Annotated in this window: 16 protein-coding genes; 11 read left to right on the forward strand and 5 right to left on the reverse strand. The window is 71.9% G+C overall.

Annotation, left to right across the window (positions count from 1 at the left end):
* From ABD198_RS27865 to ABD198_RS27880, 4 genes are all read left to right on the forward strand, one after another.
* On the forward strand, nucleotides 1–1007 hold a 1007-nt coding region (locus ABD198_RS27865), incomplete at its 5' end, for a dihydrolipoamide acetyltransferase family protein (protein WP_344007014.1).
* Between the two features lie 95 nt (nucleotides 1008–1102).
* Entirely contained in the window at nucleotides 1103–2062 is a 960-nt protein-coding gene (locus ABD198_RS27870) for an NTP transferase domain-containing protein (protein WP_344007016.1), read from the forward strand.
* Complete coding sequence (locus tag ABD198_RS27875; protein ID WP_344007018.1) at nucleotides 2059–3423, forward strand: molybdopterin molybdotransferase MoeA; 1365 nt, start codon at nucleotides 2059–2061, stop codon at nucleotides 3421–3423. Before ABD198_RS27870 ends, ABD198_RS27875 begins: the two co-directional genes overlap by 4 nt.
* Nucleotides 3420–4517: a potassium channel family protein gene (locus ABD198_RS27880; protein ID WP_344007020.1), complete on the forward strand. Its 1098-nt coding sequence runs from the start codon at nucleotides 3420–3422 to the stop codon at nucleotides 4515–4517. Before ABD198_RS27875 ends, ABD198_RS27880 begins: the two co-directional genes overlap by 4 nt.
* A gap of 105 nt (nucleotides 4518–4622) precedes the next feature.
* Here the strand turns inward: ABD198_RS27880 and ABD198_RS27885 are convergent, their stop codons facing one another.
* Both ABD198_RS27885 and ABD198_RS27890 read right to left on the reverse strand, forming a co-directional pair.
* A complete protein-coding gene (locus ABD198_RS27885) occupies nucleotides 4623–5471 on the reverse strand; it encodes an ABC transporter permease (protein WP_344007022.1) in 849 nt (282 codons plus the stop codon).
* Nucleotides 5468–6496 (reverse strand): ATP-binding cassette domain-containing protein, encoded by a 1029-nt coding sequence (locus ABD198_RS27890; RefSeq protein WP_344007024.1) that lies wholly within the window; start codon nucleotides 6494–6496, stop codon nucleotides 5468–5470. Before ABD198_RS27890 ends, ABD198_RS27885 begins: the two co-directional genes overlap by 4 nt.
* Before the next feature lie 258 nt (nucleotides 6497–6754).
* Here ABD198_RS27890 and ABD198_RS27895 point away from each other — a divergent pair, with 258 nt between their 5' ends.
* Nucleotides 6755–7735 carry an NAD(P)H-quinone oxidoreductase gene (locus tag ABD198_RS27895; RefSeq protein ID WP_344007026.1) on the forward strand — a complete coding sequence of 327 codons (981 nt, stop codon included), beginning with the start codon at nucleotides 6755–6757 and terminating at the stop codon, nucleotides 7733–7735.
* A gap of 46 nt (nucleotides 7736–7781) precedes the next feature.
* On the opposite strand, the gene ABD198_RS27900 is transcribed toward ABD198_RS27895, so the two are convergent.
* The gene (locus ABD198_RS27900) at nucleotides 7782–8660 is read right to left on the reverse strand and encodes a hypothetical protein (RefSeq protein ID WP_344007028.1); all 879 of its coding nucleotides are present in this window, start codon (nucleotides 8658–8660) and stop codon (nucleotides 7782–7784) included.
* 237 nt (nucleotides 8661–8897) lie between these two features.
* Between ABD198_RS27900 and ABD198_RS27905 the strand changes: the two genes are divergently transcribed.
* Entirely contained in the window at nucleotides 8898–9440 is a 543-nt protein-coding gene (locus ABD198_RS27905) for a bacterial proteasome activator family protein (RefSeq protein ID WP_344007030.1), read from the forward strand.
* 77 nt (nucleotides 9441–9517) lie between these two features.
* Here ABD198_RS27905 and ABD198_RS27910 read toward each other — a convergent pair whose 3' ends face one another.
* Nucleotides 9518–11146 carry a protein kinase domain-containing protein gene (locus ABD198_RS27910; protein ID WP_344007031.1) on the reverse strand — a complete coding sequence of 543 codons (1629 nt, stop codon included), beginning with the start codon at nucleotides 11144–11146 and terminating at the stop codon, nucleotides 9518–9520.
* Nucleotides 11147–11504: 358 nt separating this feature from the next.
* Here ABD198_RS27910 and ABD198_RS27915 point away from each other — a divergent pair, with 358 nt between their 5' ends.
* The 4 genes from ABD198_RS27915 to ABD198_RS27930 all read left to right on the forward strand — a co-directional run bounded on the left by ABD198_RS27915 (nucleotide 11505) and on the right by ABD198_RS27930 (nucleotide 17347).
* A complete protein-coding gene (locus tag ABD198_RS27915; RefSeq protein ID WP_344007032.1) occupies nucleotides 11505–13112 on the forward strand; it encodes a protein kinase domain-containing protein in 1608 nt (535 codons plus the stop codon).
* 588 nt (nucleotides 13113–13700) lie between these two features.
* Entirely contained in the window at nucleotides 13701–14888 is a 1188-nt protein-coding gene (gene pdhA, locus ABD198_RS27920) for a pyruvate dehydrogenase (acetyl-transferring) E1 component subunit alpha (protein ID WP_344007033.1), read from the forward strand.
* A 1-nt stretch (nucleotide 14889) separates the two neighbouring features.
* The gene (locus ABD198_RS27925; RefSeq protein WP_344007034.1) at nucleotides 14890–15867 is read left to right on the forward strand and encodes an alpha-ketoacid dehydrogenase subunit beta; all 978 of its coding nucleotides are present in this window, start codon (nucleotides 14890–14892) and stop codon (nucleotides 15865–15867) included.
* A 10-nt stretch (nucleotides 15868–15877) separates the two neighbouring features.
* A complete protein-coding gene (locus ABD198_RS27930) occupies nucleotides 15878–17347 on the forward strand; it encodes a dihydrolipoamide acetyltransferase family protein (protein ID WP_344007036.1) in 1470 nt (489 codons plus the stop codon).
* Nucleotides 17348–17472: 125 nt separating this feature from the next.
* Here the strand turns inward: ABD198_RS27930 and ABD198_RS27935 are convergent, their stop codons facing one another.
* On the reverse strand, nucleotides 17473–18375 hold the full coding sequence (locus tag ABD198_RS27935) for a hypothetical protein (protein ID WP_344007037.1): 903 nt from the start codon (nucleotides 18373–18375) through the stop codon (nucleotides 17473–17475).
* 194 nt (nucleotides 18376–18569) lie between these two features.
* On the opposite strand from ABD198_RS27935, the gene ABD198_RS27940 reads away from it, so the two are divergent.
* Nucleotides 18570–19058, forward strand: a complete 489-nt coding sequence (locus tag ABD198_RS27940; protein WP_344007039.1) for an LURP-one-related/scramblase family protein — start codon at nucleotides 18570–18572, stop codon at nucleotides 19056–19058.
* Nucleotides 19059–19131 lie beyond the last annotated feature (73 nt).

Raw genomic sequence — 19131 nt, forward strand, 5'->3', positions numbered from 1 at the left:
TGCCCGACGCCGGCCCGCTGCCCGCGGGCTGGGCCGGGGCGGCGTCGGGCAGGACCGCCGCCCGGCGGGAGCCCGTGGACGGTCCCGTTCCGGTGATCTCCCCGCTGGTGCGCAGGCTGGCCCGGCAGAACGGCCTGGACCTGCGCAAGATGACCGGCTCCGGACCCGACGGGCTGATCATGCGCGCGGACGTGGAGAACGCGCTGCGCGCCGCCTCCGCCCAGGGCGCCCCGGCGCAGGAGCGGCCCGCCCCCGCGGCGCAGCCGTCCGCCCCGGCCGTTACGGCCCCCGCCGGCACGGCTCAGGGCATCTCGGCGGGCGTCACCCGCATCCCGCTCAAGGGCATCCGCGGCGCCGTCGCCGACAAGCTCTCCCGCAGCCGCAGCGAGATCCCGGACGCCACCTGCTGGGTGGACGCGGACGCCACCGAGCTGATGCGCACCCGCGCCGCGATGAACGCCGCCGGCGGCCCGAAGATCTCCGTGCTGGCCCTGCTGGCCCGGATCTGCACCGCCGCCCTGGCCCGCTTCCCCGAGCTGAACTCCTCGGTCGACACCGAGACCAGGGAGATCGTCCGGTACCCGGAGGTGCACCTCGGGTTCGCCGCGCAGACCGACCGGGGACTGGTCGTCCCCGTGGTCCGGGACGCGCACCGGCGGGACGCGGAGTCGCTCACCGCCGAGTTCGCCCGGCTCACCGAGGCGGCCCGCGCCGGGACGCTCACCCCCGCGGAGCTCACCGGCGGCACCTTCACGCTGAACAACTACGGCGTGTTCGGCGTCGACGGCTCCACCCCGATCATCAACCACCCCGAGGCCGCGATGCTCGGCGTCGGCCGCATCGTCCCCAAGCCGTGGGTGCACGAGGGCGAGCTGGCCGTGCGTCAGGTGGTGCAGCTCTCGCTCACCTTCGACCACCGGGTGTGCGACGGCGGCACCGCGGGCGGTTTCCTGCGGTACGTGGCCGACTGCGTGGAGCAGCCGGCGGTCCTGCTGCGCACCCTGTGACGGCAGACCGTCCCTGATCGATCCCGGTCCGCCGCGCGGCCGGGTGCCTGCCCCCGCGTTCCCTGTGATCGCGGGGGCCGCGCATACTCGGGGGTGTGAGCGAACTCGAGCACCCGGGCCGTCCGGGCGGCGGCGCGCCCGCCTACGACGCCGTCGTGCTCGCCGGCGGTGCCGCGCGCCGGCTCGGCGGGACGGACAAGCCCGCCGTGCGGGTCGGCGGCCGGACGCTGCTCGACCGGGTGCTCACCGCCTGCGCCGGCGCCCGGACCACCGTGGTCGTCGCCGACCCCCGGCCCACCGCGCGGCCCGTCGTCTGGGCGCGCGAGGAACCGCCGGGCGGCGGACCGCTCGCCGCGCTGGAGGCCGGCCTCGGGCACACCACGGCGGAGCACGCCCTGCTGCTCTCCGCCGACCTGCCGTTCCTCGACGCCCGCACCGCGCAGGAGCTGCTCGCCGCGCTGCGCGCCACCGGCGCCGACGGCGTCCAGCTCACCGACGCGGGCGGCCGGGAGCAGCCCCTGGTGGCCGCGTACCGGACGTCCGCGCTGCGCCGCGAACTGGGCGCGCTCGCCTCCGCGCACGGCGCCCTGACCGGGCTGCCGCTGCGCCGGCTGACCGCCCGGCTCGAACTCACCCGACTCTCCGGCCCGGTGGCGTCCTTCGACTGCGACACCTGGGACGACATCGCCACCGCCAGGGCACGCATCAGGGAGCATGGGCACGTGCTGGATGAATGGATCTCCGCAGTCAAGGACGAGCTGGGCATCGACCTGGACGTCGACACCGGTGTGCTGCTCGACCTCGCCCGCGACGCCGCCCACGGTGTCGCGCGGCCGGCGGCACCGCTGACCACCTTCCTGGTCGGGTACGCCGCGGCCAGGGCGGGCGGTGACCGCGAGGCCGTCGCCGACGCCGCCCGCAGGGCCGCCGCCCTCGCCGCCCGCTGGGCCGACGAGACCACGGCGGAGGGCACCCCGCCCGCACCCGCGGGCGGCGCCCCCGCCGGGGACGCCGCCCCGGACGCCACCCCCGACACCCGCCCGGACGCGAGATGAACACGCACCCCGCCGGGGCCGACGAGGATGCCGATGACCTCGACGTCGAGGAGGCGCTCGCCCTAGTGAACGACAACCGCCGCACGGCCACCCCTCAGTCCCCGGGCGCCTCGCCGGGCGCGGGCCACGGCGACGACCGGCACCGGCACGCCGCCGACTGGTCCGACGCCAGGACCGCGGCCGAGCTGGCGGGCCGCCGCACAGGCCGCCGGGGGCCCGTCCAGGTGCCCCTCGCCGAGGCGCTGGGCCTCACCCTGGCCGCGCCCCTCACCGCCCTCACCGACCTGCCCTCCTTCGACACCTCGGCGATGGACGGCTGGGCGGTCTCCGGCCCCGGACCCTGGGACGTACGGGAGAAGGGCGTCCTCGCCGGGCACACCGCGCACGCACCGCTCACCGACGGCGAGGCCGTGCGCATCGCCACCGGTGCCCGCATCCCGCCGGACACCACCGCCGTGCTGCGCACCGAGCACGGCCGCCTCGACGACAAGGGCCGGCTGCATGTCGCAGCGTCCCAGGCGCCGAACACCGTCTCGCACGGCCAGGACATCCGCCCCCGGGGCCAGGAGTGCCGCGACGGCGACCACTTGCTGCCCGCCGGGGCGGTGGTGACCCCGGCCGTGATCGGACTCGCCGCGGCGGCCGGCTACGACACCCTCGCCACGGTGCCCCGGCCCCGCGCCGACGTCTTCGTGCTCGGCGACGAACTGCTCTCCGAGGGTCTCCCGCACGAGGGGCTGATCCGGGACGCGCTCGGACCGATGCTGCCGTCCTGGCTGCGCGCCCTGGGCGCCGAGGTCACCGGGCTCCGCCGGGTCCCCGACGACGAGGACGCCCTGCACGAGGCGATCACGGCCTCCGGCGCCGAGGTCGTCGTCACCACCGGCGGCACCGCCTCCGGGCCCGTCGACCACGTCCACCCCACGCTGCGCCGCATCGGCGCCGAGCTGCTGGTGGACGGAGTGCGGGTGCGTCCCGGCCACCCCATGCTGCTGGCCCGCACCAAGGAGGACCAGCACCTGGTCGGGCTGCCCGGCAATCCGCTGGCCGCCGTGTCCGGGCTGCTCACCCTCGCCGAGCCGCTGCTGCGCACCCTGGCGGCACGGCCCGCTCCCGAGCCGTATGCGCTGCCGCTGCGGGACGGTGTGCAGGGGCACCCGGACCACACCCGGCTGATCCCCGTGGCGCTGCGCGACGACCACGCGATGCCCCTGCTGTACAACGGACCGGCCATGCTGCGGGGCATCGCGGCGGCGGACGCGCTCGCCGTGGTACCGCCGGGCGGTGCACGGCCGGGCCAGGAGGCCGCCATGCTCGACCTGCCGTGGGCGGCCGGTGGAATCGGGGTGTGTTTCACGTGAAACTTCCGGGTCAGGACGTCATCGCACGCCAGGCGGACGAACACCTGGTGACCCACCGGGTGACGCTCCCCAGGAAGATGGTGGAGCATCCCATCCGCCAGGTCGGCAAGCGCCTGCTGATGGCCCTGCTGGTGCTCGTGGTGACCGCCTTCGTCGTCTACGCCGACCGGGGCGGCTACGACGACAACGCCGACGGAAGCCTCGACCTGCTCGACTGCTTCTACTACGCGACCGTCACGCTCTCCACCACCGGGTACGGCGACATCACCCCGGTGAGCGACGCGGCCCGGCTCACCAACATCTTCGTCATCACGCCGCTGCGCGTGCTGTTCCTGATCATCCTGGTCGGCACCACCCTCGAGGCGCTCACCGAGCGCACCCGTGAGGAGTGGCGACTGAACCGCTGGAGGTCCACGTTGCGCGATCACACCGTCGTCGTCGGATACGGCACCAAGGGCAGGTCGGCGATCAAGACCGTCTGCGCGACGGGGCTCCGCAAGGAGCAGGTAGTGGTGGTCGACCCCAGCAACAAGGCGGTCGACGCCGCCACGGCCGACGGCTTCGCGGGAGTCGTCGGGGACGCCACCCGCAGCGAGGTCCTCAAGCGTGCCGAGGTGTTCCGGGCCAAGCAGGTCATCATCGCCACCCAGCGCGACGACACCGCCGTGCTGGTGACACTGACGGCCCGCCAGCTCAACCGCAACGCGAAGATCGTGGCCGCGGTGCGGGAGGAGGAGAACGCGCCGCTGCTGAAGCAGTCGGGCGCGGACGCGGTCATCACCAGCGCCAGCGCGGCCGGCCGGCTGCTCGGCCTGTCCGTGCTCAGCCCCGCGGCCGGCATGGTGATGGAGGATCTCATCCAGCAGGGCAGCGGACTCGACATCGTCGAACGCCCGGCGATAAAGGCCGAGGTGGGCAAGAAGCCCCGCGAACTCGACGATTTGGTGGTGAGCGTGGTCCGCGGCCACCGTGTCCTCGGCTACGACGACCCGGACGTCGGCACGGTCCAGCTGACCGACCGCCTCATCACCATCGTCCGGGCGACCCCGGTCACCCAGGTCACCCCGGACATCCGCCCGCTGCCCCGGCCGTGAAAGCCGTTCGTCCTCGGCAACGCTCCGAAGCGTCGCCGAGGACGAAAGACTCGGGTCCTGATGCCGAGGACGAAAGCCCCAGGTCCTACTTGCGGTTGTACGGTCCTACTTGCGGTTGTACAGCCGCATGGTGATCGGGCCGAAGATCAGGACGAACAGGACCGACCAGCCCAGGGACCAGGCGATCTCGTCGGCGGGCCAGTCGCCGGCCATCAGGCCGCGGACGGCCGAGGCGAGGTGGGTGACGGGGCTGTTGTTGACGAAGGCCTGCAGCCAGCCCGGCATGGTGCTCGGGTCGACGAAGACGTTGGACAGGAACGTCAGCGGGAAGATCACCATCATGCTGACGCCCATCACCGACTTCTCGGTGCGCAGCAGCAGACCGAACATGGTCCAGATCCACGAGAAGGCGAACGAGAACACCACCAGCAGCGCGACCCCGGCGACCACGCCGCCGACCCCGCCGTCCGGGCGGAAGCCGAGGATCAGGCCGACGGTGAGCATCACCACGGACGCCAGGGTGTAGCGCAGGGCGTCGCCCAGCAGATAGCCGACCATGGTCGACGGCCGCCAGACCGGCAGGCTGCGGAAGCGGTCGAAGACGCCCTTCTCGATGTCCGTGTTGACCGAGACACCGGTGTACATCGTGATCATCACGACCGACATCACCAGGATGCCCGGCAGCAGGAACTGGATGTACTCCCTCGGCGATCCGGCCAGCGCCCCGCCGAACAGGTACGTGTACATCAGCACCAGCATGATCGGGAAGGCGGTGACGTCGAAGAGCTGCTCCGGCACATGCTTGATCTTCAGCATCGCCCGCCAGCCGAAGGTGAGCGAGGCCTGCCAGGCGCTGGGCCGGGGCGGGCGCTCCTTGGCGACCAGCAGCTCGGCGAGGGAGTCGGTGCGGACCGGGGCGAGTCCGGTGCTCTCGGTGGTCGTCGCGGTGCTCATGCCGCAACCTCGTCCTTCGCGTCGTGGGAGCCGGATGCCGCGGAGTCCGGCGTGTGGGTGTCGTGTCCGGTGAGGGCGAGGAACACCTCGTCCAGGCTGGGCTGGCCCAGCGAGAAGTTGTCGACGGTGATGCCGGCGGCGGCCAGCTCGTTCAGCGCCCGGGCGGCCTGCTCGGCGGCGGTGTCCTGGCCGGCGGCCGCCGAGAGCCGGGCGGTCAGCGCCACCGGGTCGGGCTCGGCCTGCACCTGCGCGTCCAGGGCACGGCGCAGCAGGTCGGCCGCCTGCGCCCGTTGGTCCGGATCCCGTAGCCGCAGATGGACGGATCCGGCGCCGACGGACGCCTTCAGCTCGCCCTTGGTGCCCTCGGCGATCACCTTGCCGTGGTCGATGACCGCGATCCGGGACGCCAGCTGGTCGGCCTCGTCCAGGTACTGCGTGGTCAGCAGCACCGTGGTGCCGTGGGCGACCACCGCGCGCACGATGTCCCACACCTGGTTGCGGCTGCGCGGGTCCAGACCGGTCGTCGGCTCGTCCAGGAACAGCAGGTCGGGGGTGTTGAGGATGGACGCGGCGATGTCGATACGGCGCCGCATGCCGCCCGAGTAGTGCTTCACCTGCTTGCCGGCCGCCTCCGTGAGGCCGAAGGCCTCCAGCAGCTGGGCGGCGCGGGTGCGGGCGGCGGGCTTGCCGTGGCCGAGGAGCCGGGCCAGCAGTACCAGGTTCTCGGTGCCGGTGAGGTCCTCGTCCACCGAGGCGTACTGGCCGGTGAGGCTCACCCTGCCACGTACCTCGTCGGCCTCGCGTACGACGTCGTGCCCGAAGACATGGGCCTCGCCGCCGTCCGGGCGCAGCAGCGTGGCGAGCATCTTCACGGTCGTGGTCTTGCCGGCCCCGTTCGGGCCGAGGACCCCGTACACCGTGCCGGCCGGTACGGCGAGATCGACGCCGTCCACGGCCCGGGTCTCACCGAAGGTCTTCACCAGGCCGGCGGTCTCGATCGCCAGGCCGGACGTCTGCGTGCTCATGCTCCGGGTCCTTCCGCGTGCTGGGCTACGCATGGACAGACCTTCACGGTTGCGCAAACTCATCGCTCGCGCATTCGGATTTCAGGGGACCGGGGCGCGGGGTGCTCGGAGGAGACGGGGACGCCGGACGCACGGAGGAGGCGGAGGAGACGGGGACGCCGGGCGCAAGGAGGAGGCGGAGGAGACGGAGACGCAGGACGGCACGGAGGAGACGGAGGGCTCACCAGGAGAAGGGCGGGCAGGAGTAGCGTCCCTCTCATGCATGCGATCACGATGACCGAACCCGGTGGGCCCGAGGTGCTGGTGTGGGACGAGGTGCCCGATCCGGTGCCCGGTGAGGGCGAAGTGCTGGTCGAGGTGGTGGCCGGGGCCGTCAACCGCGCCGACGTCCTGCAGCGGCAGGGCCACTACGACCCGCCGCCCGGCGCCTCCCCCTACCCCGGCCTGGAGTGCTCCGGGCGGATCGCGGCGCTCGGCCCGGGTGTGGGCGGCTGGGCCGTCGGCGACGAGGTGTGCGCGCTGCTCTCCGGCGGCGGCTACGCCGAGAAGGTCGTCGTCCCCGCCGGGCAGCTCCTGCCCGTCCCCGAGGGCCTCGACGTCAAGCAGGCCGCCGCGCTGCCCGAGGTCGTCTGCACGGTCTGGTCCAACGTCTTCATGATCGCCCACCTGCGGCCCGGCGAGACGCTGCTGGTGCACGGCGGGTCCAGCGGCATCGGCACCATGGCGATCCAGCTGGCGAAGGCCGTGGGCGCCAAGGTCGCCGTCACCGCGGGCACCAAGGAGAAGCTGGAGCGGTGCGCCGAGCTGGGCGCCGACATCCTGATCAACTACCGGGAGCAGGACTTCGTCGAGGAGATCCGGCAGGCGACCGGCGGCAACGGCGCGGACGTCATCCTCGACAACATGGGCGCCAAGTACCTGGACCGCAACGTCAGGGCGCTCGCCGTCAACGGGCGGCTGGCGATCATCGGGATGCAGGGCGGCGTCAAGGGCGAGCTGAACATCGGCGCGCTGCTCGCCAAGCGCGCGGCGATCACCGCGGCCTCGCTGCGCGCCCGGCCGGTGCAGGAGAAGGCGGCGATCGTGGCGGCGGTACGGGAGCACGTGTGGCCGCTGATCGAGGGCGGGCATGTCCGCCCCGTGATCGACCGTGAGATCCCGATGCCGGAGGCGGCCGAGGCACACCGGGTGCTCGAGGAGAGCCGCCACATCGGCAAGGTCCTGCTGGTCGTGCCGTAGAACGGACGGTCTGGAGCAGCCCGGAAGCGGCTCTGGCGTCGGCCGTTCAGCCGCGTCGCAGCCTCAGCCCGAGGAACGCCAGGCCGAGGCCGAGACCGATGAGCACCAGCCCGCTGCCCAGCGGCACGATCCGCTTCACGGGCTCGACGCCGGAACCGGGACCGGCGACGGCATCGGGTGAGGCCACCGCGGTCTCGCCCGAGGCCGTCGCCTCCGTCTCGGGCACCGGCCCACCCGTGCCGGGCGCCCCGGAGACCGTCCCGGCGTGCTCGGTGTCCTCAAAGTCTTCGCTGTCCGGTGCGTCGGGATGGGCTTCGCGGCCCGGCTGCCAGGGAGCGACGCCGACGTCCGGCTCCTCCGCCTCGCGCCGGTCACGGTCCTCGCGTTCCCGCTCGCGCGGCGTCTCCTCCTTCTCCGCGTCCTGCCTCCCGGGCCGTTCCCGGCCCTCACCCGGCCGGCTTCCGGCCCGCGAGGGATCGGCGGAGGGGGAGGGCGACCGGGACGCGACGCCGGGACGGGCCACGGAATCAGTCCTGGACTCCGGAGGACCCTGCTCTCGCCCATCGGGGCCGTTCCCGAGCCGTGCCCGCGACTGCGCCTGGGGTCCCGACGCGGCACCGGACCCGGTCCGGCCGCCGGAGGTGTCCCCGGCACCCCGCCCTGAGCGCTCCCCGGACGACTCCGCCTCCCGCTCGGCCCCGCGCCGCTCCTCCTGCCCCTCGCCGCCGGAACCGCGCCCGTCGGTGCCGCCGCCCGGCCCCTCGTCGGCGGCCAGGACCCCCGGCACCATCACCTGGGCCACCGCCACCCCGCCCAGCGGAACCACACCGGCAGCGGCCATCACCATCCCCGCCCCCAGGGCGACCCCCGCCCGCAGGACGACCCCCGACGCCGTCGCCCCCGCTCTGTGCAGCCATGGAGTCACGACCGGGACCTCCCACGCCGGACGGTGCTCGTGCACACCGTCGGCAAGATGCCGAATGGACGCCCACAAGCGTCCCATTCCCGAACCGACCCGGCATTCCGGACGCGTCCGATCGATCTACGCGGCTTACCCGGCTTTTCTTGGAATCGCCCGGCATCGCACGCCGGAAATGGGGTGGATCAGGCCCCCACAGGGGCACCACGGAAGTGACACGCCCATGTGCGAGAGAATGGCCGTATGGAGATGCCGAGGAACGAACGGTCGCCGGAGAATCCGCAGATCCTGGTCGTGGGCCAGGACGGCATGGCGCTCAGCGGCGGCAACGGAGACGAGGACTCCCGCGAGACCCCGGTGACGGAGCAGGTGGAGCAGCCCGCGAAGGTCATGCGGATCGGCAGCATGATCAAGCAGCTGCTGGAGGAGGTGCGCGCGGCCCCTCTCGACGAGGCCAGCCGCAACCGCCTCAAAGAGATCCACGCCAGCTCGGTGAAGGAGCTGGAGGACGGTCTGGCGCCGGAGCTGGTCGAGGAACTGGAGCGGCTCTCCCTGCCCTTCACGGACGAGGCGACGCCGAGCGACGCGGAACTGCGCATCGCGCAGGCCCAGTTGGTGGGCTGGCTGGAGGGCCTCTTCCATGGCATCCAGACCACGCTGTTCGCCCAGCAGATGGCCGCCCGTGCCCAGCTGGAGCAGATGCGCCGCGCCCTCCCGGCCGGCCTGGCCGACCACCACGACGACCCCCACCACAAGGGCGGCCGCGCGGGCGGCCCGTACCTGTAACGCGCCTCAGAGCAGCGGAGAAGGGCCCGGCATCGGATGCCGGGCCCTTTCCGTGTGCTGTCCTGCGTGGGTGAGGCCTATGCGGGGTTGCCCGTCGAGACGTAGAGCTGGATCTTGGGCACGTCGTCCTCGTCGACATCCGTGTCGGCCTCGGGGTACTGCTTCATGACCGCGCCCTCGCCGTACGTGTTCTCGTTGACGTCGATGATCTCGTACTGCCAACCGGCGGCCTGGAAGCATTCCTTGACCGACTTGATGTACTTGAACTTGAAGTTCGGAAGCTGGATCTTCTCGGGGTCGTTGTAGGACTCCTCGGGATCCGTGCACTCTTCCTTGTCGATCTTCTTCGACGGATCCGGCCCCCGGTACCCCGGCTTCTTACTCACCGAAGCCGTGGCGGAGCCGCCGCCCTCGGGTTCCTTGTCGCCGCCGTTCATCAGGAGGGCCGCGATCAGGCCGCCCGCGGCGAGGACCGCGACGATCGCGGAGCCGATCAGGACCGGCTTGTTGTTGCGGCCGCCGGAGGAGGACGGGGCCTGCGGCGTGATGTTGTACGGCGGCGGGGTCGAGGGACCCTGCTGCGGCGGGTACGCCGACGGGGCAGGCGTCTGGTAGCCGCCCGGCTGCGGGTAGCCGTACGACGGCGACGGCGCGGGCGTGCCGGACGGCGTGTTGTACGGGTTCGGCGGCGGGGCCGGCTGGTAGGGCGTCTGGACGTTGCCCGACGGGGCCGGGGTGGACTGGTCGATCGGCGGGAACACCGCCGAGCCGACGCCCGACCCGCTCGGCGTCTGCGCGCCGGGCACGATCTGCGGCGGGGCCGGGTGGAAGGACTGCGCCACCCGCAGGCACTCGGTGCGCATGGCCTCGGCGCTCGGGAACCGCTCGTTCGGGTTCTTCTTCAGCGCACGCGCGATCAGCGCGTCCACGGCCGGCGGCAGCGAACGGTTGATGGAGGACGGAACCGGCGGTTCCTCCTGGACGTGCGCGTAGGCGATGGCCAGCGGCGAGTCCGCGTCGAACGGCAGCCGCCCCGTGACCAGCTGGAACAGCATGATGCCGACCGAGTAGAGGTCGGAACGCGCGTCCACGCCCCGGCCCAGCGCCTGCTCCGGGGAGAGGTACTGCGGGGTGCCGACGACCATGCCGGTCTGTGTCATCGATGTCACACCGGACTGCATGGCGCGGGCGATGCCGAAGTCCATCACCTTGACCACGCCGCGCTTGGTCATCATCACGTTGCCCGGCTTGATGTCGCGGTGGACCAGCCCCATCTCGTGGCTGATCTCCAGCGCCGCCAGCACATCCGCGGTGATCTTCAGCGCCTTGTCGGCGGGCATCGCGCCCTGCTGCCGGATGTCTTCGTCGAGCACGGAGCCCAGCGGACGGCCCTCGACGTACTCCATGACGATGTACGGGGTCGTCATCCCGTCGAGCTCGTCCTCGCCGGTGTCGAAGACCGAGACGATGTTGGTGTGCGTGAGTTTCGCCACCGACTGCGCCTCGCGGCGGAACCGCTCACGGAAGGCCTGTTCCCGGCCGAGTTCCGTGTGCAACGTCTTGATGGCGACCTGACGGTCCAGCACGCTGTCGTAGGCGAGGTGCACGGAGGCCATGCCGCCCTGGCCGAGCAGATCCCGGAGTTGGTAGCGTCCGCCGGCGAGCGCCCGCCCCGTGTTCTGGCTCTGTGCGCCGTCCTGGCTCATGTTCCGCTTCCCCCGTAGCCTCTCCGGCGCTGCCGTCGGTGGCCGTTCCGTCGTAGATTCCGTCGTAGATCCAATGCGCTATTCCCGGCCAAGTCTGCCCCAGGGCTCTGACACGTCAAGCGCGGTGCCCGTTCCGTGACCGTACGCGAAAGAAGCGTCGCGGAAGCGTTACAGGCGTCGTACGCCCGGTACACAGAATTTGCACGACGGCACGGTGGCCGGGTTTGATGGCCGGTCCGTCTTGTGCCCCTCCCGGTGACCCGTCTCGGACCGGAGCCTTGCGCAGAGGCTGTAGCGTGGCCGACGGAGACCGTAACAACACCGCGCGCACCGCGGGCAGAAACGACGGCGAGGACTGATGGCACAGCAGCAGCGCGCTCAGGGCCCGTCCGACCCCGAGGCGACTGGCGGCGGCATGTCGGACGCGCCGGACAGCTGGGGCAACGGCGGGCTGGTCGGCGACGGCCGGTACCGGCTGACCCGCAGACTAGGCCGGGGCGGCATGGCCGAGGTCTACGCGGCCGAGGACGTGCGCCTCGGGCGCACCGTCGCCATCAAGCTGCTGAAGTCCGACCTCGCCGAGGACTCGGTCGCCAAGGCGCGCTTCACGCGTGAGGCGCAGTCGGTCGCCGGTCTCAACCACCACGCCATCGTCGCCGTGTACGACTCCGGCGAGGACGTCATCGGCGGCCAGTCCGTGCCGTACATCGTGATGGAGCTGGTCGAGGGCCGCACCATCCGCGATCTGCTGATGAACGCCGAGGCGCCCGGCCCGGAGCAGGCGCTGATCATCGTCTCGGGCGTGCTGGAGGCGCTGGCCTACTCGCACCAGCACGGCATCGTGCACCGGGACATCAAGCCGGCCAACGTCATCATCACCAACAATGGCGCCGTCAAGGTGATGGACTTCGGCATCGCCCGCGCGCTGCACGGCGCGTCCACGACGATGACGCAGACCGGCATGGTCATGGGCACCCCGCAGTACCTCTCCCCGGAGCAGGCGCTCGGCAAGGCCGTCGACCACCGCTCCGACCTGTACGCGACCGGCTGCCTGATGTACGAACTGCTGGCGCTGCGCCCGCCGTTCACCGGGGAGACGCCGCTGTCGGTGGTCTACCAGCACGTGCAGGACATCCCCACACCGCCCTCGGAGGCCTCCGACGCGTGCCCGCCGGAGCTGGACGGGCTGGTGATGCGCTCGCTCGCCAAGGAGCCGGACGACCGGTTCCAGACGGCCGAGGAGATGCGCGGCATGGTCCAGTACGCGCTGCAGATGCTCTACGAGAAGGGCGGCCACACCGGCACCTGGAACACCGGCCCGGTGGACATGCACGAGGGCCGTCACACGCCCGCGGGCGGCTTCGCGAACACGACCGTCCTGGGGCACCCCGACGCCGCCGGCACCACGGCGATCCCGCAGCCCGTCATGCCCGGCGGCTACGGCGGCGGCGACGGCGGCTTCGACGGCAACGGCAACCGGGGCAGCGGTCGCGGCAAGCTGTGGATCCTCGCCGTGCTGGCGCTGATCGCCGTCGCCGCGGGCGTCGCGCTGGCGCTGAACAACGGCGGCGGCGGGGGCGGCGACGACGACCCGACCAAGCCGCCGGCCACGTCCAGCACCAGCAACGACGACAAGACCAGCGAGTCCCCGAGCGACGACGAGACGGAGGAGGAGCCCGACACCGGCACGGACCCGGGCACCGGCACGGGTGACGACGGCGAGTGGGTCCCGAATCCGGAGCCCACCCAGCGTCCGACGCAGTCGCAGACCAACCAGCCGAGCACCCCGCCGACCTCCACGGAGCCCACTCAGACGCCCTCGCCGGGCGACGACCAGGGCACCACCGAGGGCGAGACCGACGCGGGCACCACCGAGGGCGGCGACGCCGGCACGACCGAGGGCGGCGCCAACGCCGGCGCGAACGGCGCGGGCGGCGTCGCCGACGGCGGCGTCACGGGCGGCTGAGCCCGCACCGCCCACAGCTCCCCGCCGCCCCCCAGTCCTGACCCGCCGCCGGGCCTTCGGGCCCGGCTCCCTGCGTTCGCTCCGCCCCGCCCGGCCGCGTCCGGCCGGGTGGTTTCGGGGTTTCCGTGTGTCGTCGTGGGCGGCGGTCCCCGGCACCGCACAGTTTGCTGGGATTTCGCAAGGCGGTGTCCATATTCCGGACCCCTCGTGACCTGCGTCTCGTCACGGAGCGTATGAGTCGTATGCGTAGCGTCACCGGAAGTGTCCGCCCGTACGGACGGTCGGCTCTTCCCGTGCCCCGGTTCTCGGGATAACGTGCCGTTGCTCCGGCCTCCTGCAAGGCTGTGACCAGCGCGCCTTCCCCGCTTACCCGATTTACTTGGAAATCCAAGCAAAATCGCAGGTCAGAGGGGGTTTCACAGAAATGTGCCGCACTGGGTACGGTGCATAGAGCAGGGCGCTCGCCGGGGCACCTGTCACGCCTGCTCCCGGCCGAGTGGCACCCACCCCGTGCCCGGTGGTCGAGAAGCAGGTGAGCCGCACTGGCCTGCCGGCAACCCCGGGGGCCGGACCGACGGAGGAGCACAAGTGACCGTGGAGAGCACTGCCGCGCGCACACCGCGACGCAGCGCCGGAAGCAAGGCCGGCACCACCGGCACCAAGCGCACCACCCGCACCAGCAAGAAGAGCACCGAGCCGGCTCTCGTCCAGCTGCTGACGCCCGAGGGCAAGCGCGTCAAGAACGCCGAGTACGACCAGTACGTCGCCGACATCACGGCGGAAGAGCTCCGCGGCCTGTACCGCGACATGGTGCTCACCCGTCGCTTCGACGCCGAGGCCACCTCCCTGCAGCGCCAGGGCGAGCTGGGCCTGTGGGCCTCGCTGCTCGGCCAGGAGGCCGCCCAGATCGGCTCCGGCCGGGCCCTGCGCGACGACGACTACGTCTTCCCCACCTACCGCGAGCACGGGGTCGCCTGGTGCCGCGGGGTGGACCCGACGAACCTGCTCGGCATGTTCCGCGGTGTGAACAACGGCGGGTGGGACCCCAACAGCAACAACTTCCACCTCTACACGATCGTCATCGGCTCCCAGACGCTGCACGCCACCGGCTACGCCATGGGCGTGGCCAAGGACGGCGCGGACAGCGCGGTCATCGCCTACTTCGGCGACGGCGCCTCCAGCCAGGGCGACGTGGCCGAGGCCTTCACCTTCTCCGCGGTCTACAACGCCCCCGTGGTGTTCTTCTGCCAGAACAACCAGTGGGCGATCTCCGAGCCGACCGAGAAGCAGTCCCGGGTGCCGCTGTACCAGCGCGCGCAGGGCTACGGCTTCCCGGGCGTGCGCGTGGACGGCAACGACGTCCTGGCCAGCCTGGCCGTCACCAAGTGGGCCCTGGAGCGGGCCCGCGCCGGTGAGGGCCCGACGCTGATCGAGGCGTTCACCTACCGCATGGGCGCCCACACCACCTCCGACGACCCGACCCGCTACCGCGGCGACGAGGAGCGCCAGGCCTGGGAGGCCAAGGACCCGATCCTGCGCCTGCGCCGCTACCTGGAGTCCAAGAAGTACGCGGACGAGACGTTCTTCGAGGAACTCGAGAGCGAGAGCGAAGCGTTGGGCAGACGAGTACGCGAAGCGGTCCGTGCCATGCCGGACCCGGACAGCTTCGCCATCTTCGAGAACGTGTACGCGGACGGACACGCGCTGGTGGACGAGGAACGCGCGCAGTTCGCCGCCTATCAGGCGTCGTTCGCGGACGCGGACGGGGGTAAGTGACATGGCAGAGAAGATGGCCCTGGCCAAGGCGATCAACGAGTCGCTGCGCCGCGCGCTGGAGACCGACCCCAAGGTCGTCGTCATGGGCGAGGACGTCGGCAAGCTCGGCGGCGTGTTCCGGGTGACCGACGGCCTGCAGAAGGACTTCGGGGAGAGCCGTGTCATCGACACCCCGCTCGCCGAGTCGGGCATCGTCGGCACCGCGATCGGCCTGGCCCTGCGCGGCTACCGCCCGGTGGTGGAGATCCAGTTCGACGGCTTCGTCTTCCCCGCCTACGACCAGATCGTCACCCAGCTCGCCAAGATGCACGCGCGCTCGCTGGGCAAGGTCAAGCTGCCGGTCGTCGTACGCATCCCCTACGGCGGCGGCATCGGCGCGGTGGAGCACCACTCCGAGTCCCCCGAGGCGCTGTTCGCGCACGTCGCCGGCCTGAAGATCGTCAGCCCCTCGGACGCGTCCGACGCGTACTGGATGATGCAGCAGGCCATCCAGAGCGACGACCCGGTGATCTTCTTCGAGCCCAAGCGCCGCTACTGGGACAAGGCCGAGGTCAACACCGAGGCCATCCCCGGCCCGCTGCACACCGCGCGGGTGGTGCGCGAGGGCACCGATCTGACGCTGGCCGCCTACGGCCCGATGGTGAAGCTCTGCCGTGAGGTCGCCGACGCGGCGGCCGAGGAGGGCCGCAACCTCGAGGTGCTGGACCTGCGCTCGGTCTCCCCGATCGACTTCGACACCGTCCAGGCGTCGGTGGAGAAGACGCGGCGTCTGGTCGTCGTCCACGAGGCCCCGGTGTTCTTCGGCTCCGGCGCGGAGATCGCCGCCCGCATCACCGAGCGCTGCTTCTACCACCTGGAGGCCCCGGTGCTGCGGGTGGGCGGCTACCACGCCCCGTACCCGCCGGCCCGCCTGGAGGAGACCTACCTCCCGGACCTGGACCGGGTGCTGGATGCTGTCGACCGCTCGCTGGCGTACTGAGGAGAGGGTCGTGACGACGATGACGAACGCGTCCGTACGCGAGTTCAAGATGCCGGACGTGGGCGAGGGCCTCACCGAGGCCGAGATCCTCAAGTGGTACGTCCAGCCCGGTGACACGGTCACCGACGGGCAGGTGGTCTGCGAGGTCGAGACGGCCAAGGCCGCCGTCGAACTGCCCATCCCCTACGACGGCGTGGTCCGCGCCCTGCACTTCCCCGAGGGCACCACGGTGGACGTGGGCACGCCCATCATCGCGGTGGAGGTCGCGGGCGGGGACGCCCCGGCCGAGGAGGCAACCGCCCCGGCCGCGCAGCCGGAGCCCGCGCCGGCCGCCGAGGAGCCCGAGTCCGAGTCCGGGTCCGAGGGCTCGGGACGCCAGCCCGTGCTGGTCGGCTACGGGGTGGCCACGTCCTCCACGCGCCGCCGCCCCCGCAAGCAGCCGGCCGCCCCGTCGCCGGCCGCCGCCGCGGTCCAGACGGAGCTGAACGGCCACGCCCCGGCTGCTCCGGCCCCCGCCGCCCCCGCGGCTCCGGCGCCGGTGCCCGGCGAGCAGCGCCCGCTGGCCAAGCCGCCCGTGCGCAAGCTGGCCAAGGACCTGGGCGTCGACCTGGCCACGGTCACCCCGACCGGCCCCGGCGGCATCATCACCCGCGAGGACGTCCACGCGGCGGTCGCCGCCCAGAGCGCCACCACCGCGGCCCCCGAGGCCGAGCCGCAGGCACCCGCCCCGGCACCGGCCGCGGCGACCGCCCAGGCGGCCCCGGTCTCGTACGACGCCTCCCGCGAGACCCGCATCCCCGTCAAGGGCGTCCGCAAGGCGACCGCGGCGGCGATGGTCGGCTCGGCGTTCACGGCCCCGCACGTCACGGAGTTCGTGACGGTGGACGTGACGCGCACGATGAAGCTGGTCGAGGAGCTGAAGCAGGACAAGGAGTTCACGGGCCTGCGCGTGAACCCCCTGCTGCTGATCGCCAAGGCGCTGCTGGTCGCGATCAAGCGGAACCCCGACATCAACGCCTCCTGGGACGAGGCGGCCCAGGAGATCGTGGTCAAGCACTACGTCAACCTGGGCATCGCGGCGGCCACCCCGCGCGGCCTGATCGTGCCGAACATCAAGGACGCCCACACCAAGACCCTGCCGCAGCTGGCCGAGGCCCTGGGTGAACTGGTGTCCACCGCACGCGAGGGCAAGACGTCCCCGGCGGCGATGCAGGGCGGCACGATCACCATCACCAACGTCGGCGTCTTCGGCGTCGACACGGGCACGCCGATCCTCAACCCCGGCGAGTCGGCGATCCTGGCGGTCGGTGCGATCAAGCCCCAGCCCTGGGTCCACAAGGGCAAGGTGAAGCCCCGCCAGGTCACCACCCTGGCCCTCTCCTTCGACCACCGCCTGGTCGACGGCGAACTGGGCTCCAAGGTCCTGGCGGACGTGGCCGCCATCCTGGAACAGCCGAAGCGCCTGATCACCTGGGCGTGATCACCTCGGCATAGCCGGCAAGGGAGGGCCGGAGCCGCGCACACGTGCGGCTCCGGCCCTCCCTGCTTGCCGGGGGACGCGCGGGACTTGGGGGACCTGGGGGAATTGGGGGACTTGGGGGACTGTCAGACGTCCGTGAACAGGTCCTCCGCCCGGTCCACCGTCCCGGCCCGGTCGAGCCAGTCGTTCACGACCTCGAGGTCGGTGCAGGAGCCGATCCGCTCACGGACCTCGTCGGAGACGGGGATGCCGCGAACTTCGAGCACCCGGAGCACGCCCTTGGCCTCCCCGAGCGCCGTACCCTCTGCTGTGCCTTCCGCCTTGCCTTCCAGGTAGGTGTCCTCGAACAGCGTCCGGTGTCCGGGGAAGTGGGTGATGACGTTCCGCACCAGCGTCCTCCATTTCGCCTTCGTGGGGGTGTTCTCGAGGCCGATCTCCACCACCTCGAGCCAGTACTCCGTGAGGTGTGGTGTGAACGACATGAAGCCACGGGCGACCGTCTCCAGTATGGCCTCGACGCGGCGGTTCTCGCTGTGCACGATGGCCGCGAGCGCCGCCAGGGCCGGCCGCTGAGCCACCGCCGACTCGTCGGTGAAGAACGGGACGGTCTGCGGCCCCAGGACGAACGGCCGGGTGATCTGGGTGGTCCAGGGGCCGGCCGTGCAGACGAAGGGGCACATGGCCCATGCGGCTGTGCAGCGGTCCCGGCAGACGGGTACCAGCAGCACTGGCAGGTCGTACTTCGCCTGCAGGTAGGCGACGTAGTACGCCCAGCTCTTCGCCTTCTGCGGGTCCTTCTTCGTCTGCGCCTCGATGGCGACCAGGAAGTGCTCCCCCATGGGTGGCTCATAGGCGAGGACGGTGTCCACCCGGCGTTCCAGGGGCCGGACCTCGGTGGCGTCGGGGGAGAGCGCGCCGAAATCCTCCTTCGAGGGCGGGGGGAGCCCCAGTGCCTCGAAGACGGGTGCGAGGGCCTCCGGGTGGTCGTGGAAGAGCCGATGGGAGGCCTCGTGTGTCGATGGGACCATGGCGCCAGCCTGGGGTGGTCAGGGCGCGTGCGGCTGGCATATGCGGGGCCATTCACCCGTTCGAGTGCGGGAGGAACGTTCAGGTCGGCGGGGCGAGTGGTGCGGTGGGCGGACGGGGCGCCTGGGTGAGGTGGGCTGGGCCTGTCGGGCTAGTGGGTGCGAATCGGGGTGAGGGGCGGGGAAGCCCTGGGTGCATGAGATTTCTGGTGCGCGACCGGCTCCTCGGTATCGGTGAGGACTACTGGATCGAGGACGACCGCGGCAACAAGGTCTACCTCGTCGACGGCAAGGCCATGCGGCTGCGGGACACCTTCGAGCTGAAGGACACCCAGGGGCGCGTGCTGATCGACATTCACCAGAAGATGCTGGCGCTGCGCGACACCATGGTGATCGAGCGGGACGGCGAGCCGCTGGCCCGCATCCGGCGCAAGCGGCTCTCCCTGCTGCGCAACCACTACCGCGGGTATCTGGTCGACGGCACGGAACTCGACGTCAGCGGCAAGATCCTGGACCGCGAGTTCGCCGTCGAGTACGACGGTGAGCTGCTCGCGGTGATCTCCCGCAGATGGCTGACCATCCGGGACACCTACGGCGTGGACATCGTACGGGAGGACGCCGACCCGGCGCTGCTGATCGCCGTGGCGGTCTGCGTGGTGCACCTCGCGGAGAAGGAGGACGACTAGGGCCTGTCGTTTGGATCAGCCCGCGGGCGCGGGGTCTGGCACGCGCATCTGCGGCGTTGTCACCGGTTGCCGA

It is taken from the genome of Streptomyces thermocarboxydovorans (assembly GCF_039524635.1).
Lineage (GTDB): Bacteria > Actinomycetota > Actinomycetes > Streptomycetales > Streptomycetaceae > Streptomyces > Streptomyces thermocarboxydovorans.

Coding starts and splice junctions, on each gene's coding strand:
- ABD198_RS27875 (WP_344007018.1), top strand. CDS start 2,059: ATGAACACGCACCCCGCCGGGGCCGACGAGGATGCCGATGACCTCGAC.
- ABD198_RS27885 (WP_344007022.1), bottom strand. CDS start 5,471: ATGAGCACCGCGACGACCACCGAGAGCACCGGACTCGCCCCGGTCCGC.
- ABD198_RS27890 (WP_344007024.1), bottom strand. CDS start 6,496: ATGAGCACGCAGACGTCCGGCCTGGCGATCGAGACCGCCGGCCTGGTG.
- ABD198_RS27895 (WP_344007026.1), top strand. CDS start 6,755: ATGCATGCGATCACGATGACCGAACCCGGTGGGCCCGAGGTGCTGGTG.
- ABD198_RS27905 (WP_344007030.1), top strand. CDS start 8,898: ATGGAGATGCCGAGGAACGAACGGTCGCCGGAGAATCCGCAGATCCTG.
- ABD198_RS27910 (WP_344007031.1), bottom strand. CDS start 11,146: ATGAGCCAGGACGGCGCACAGAGCCAGAACACGGGGCGGGCGCTCGCC.
- ABD198_RS27915 (WP_344007032.1), top strand. CDS start 11,505: ATGGCACAGCAGCAGCGCGCTCAGGGCCCGTCCGACCCCGAGGCGACT.
- ABD198_RS27925 (WP_344007034.1), top strand. CDS start 14,890: ATGGCAGAGAAGATGGCCCTGGCCAAGGCGATCAACGAGTCGCTGCGC.
- ABD198_RS27935 (WP_344007037.1), bottom strand. CDS start 18,375: ATGGTCCCATCGACACACGAGGCCTCCCATCGGCTCTTCCACGACCAC.
- ABD198_RS27940 (WP_344007039.1), top strand. CDS start 18,570: ATGAGATTTCTGGTGCGCGACCGGCTCCTCGGTATCGGTGAGGACTAC.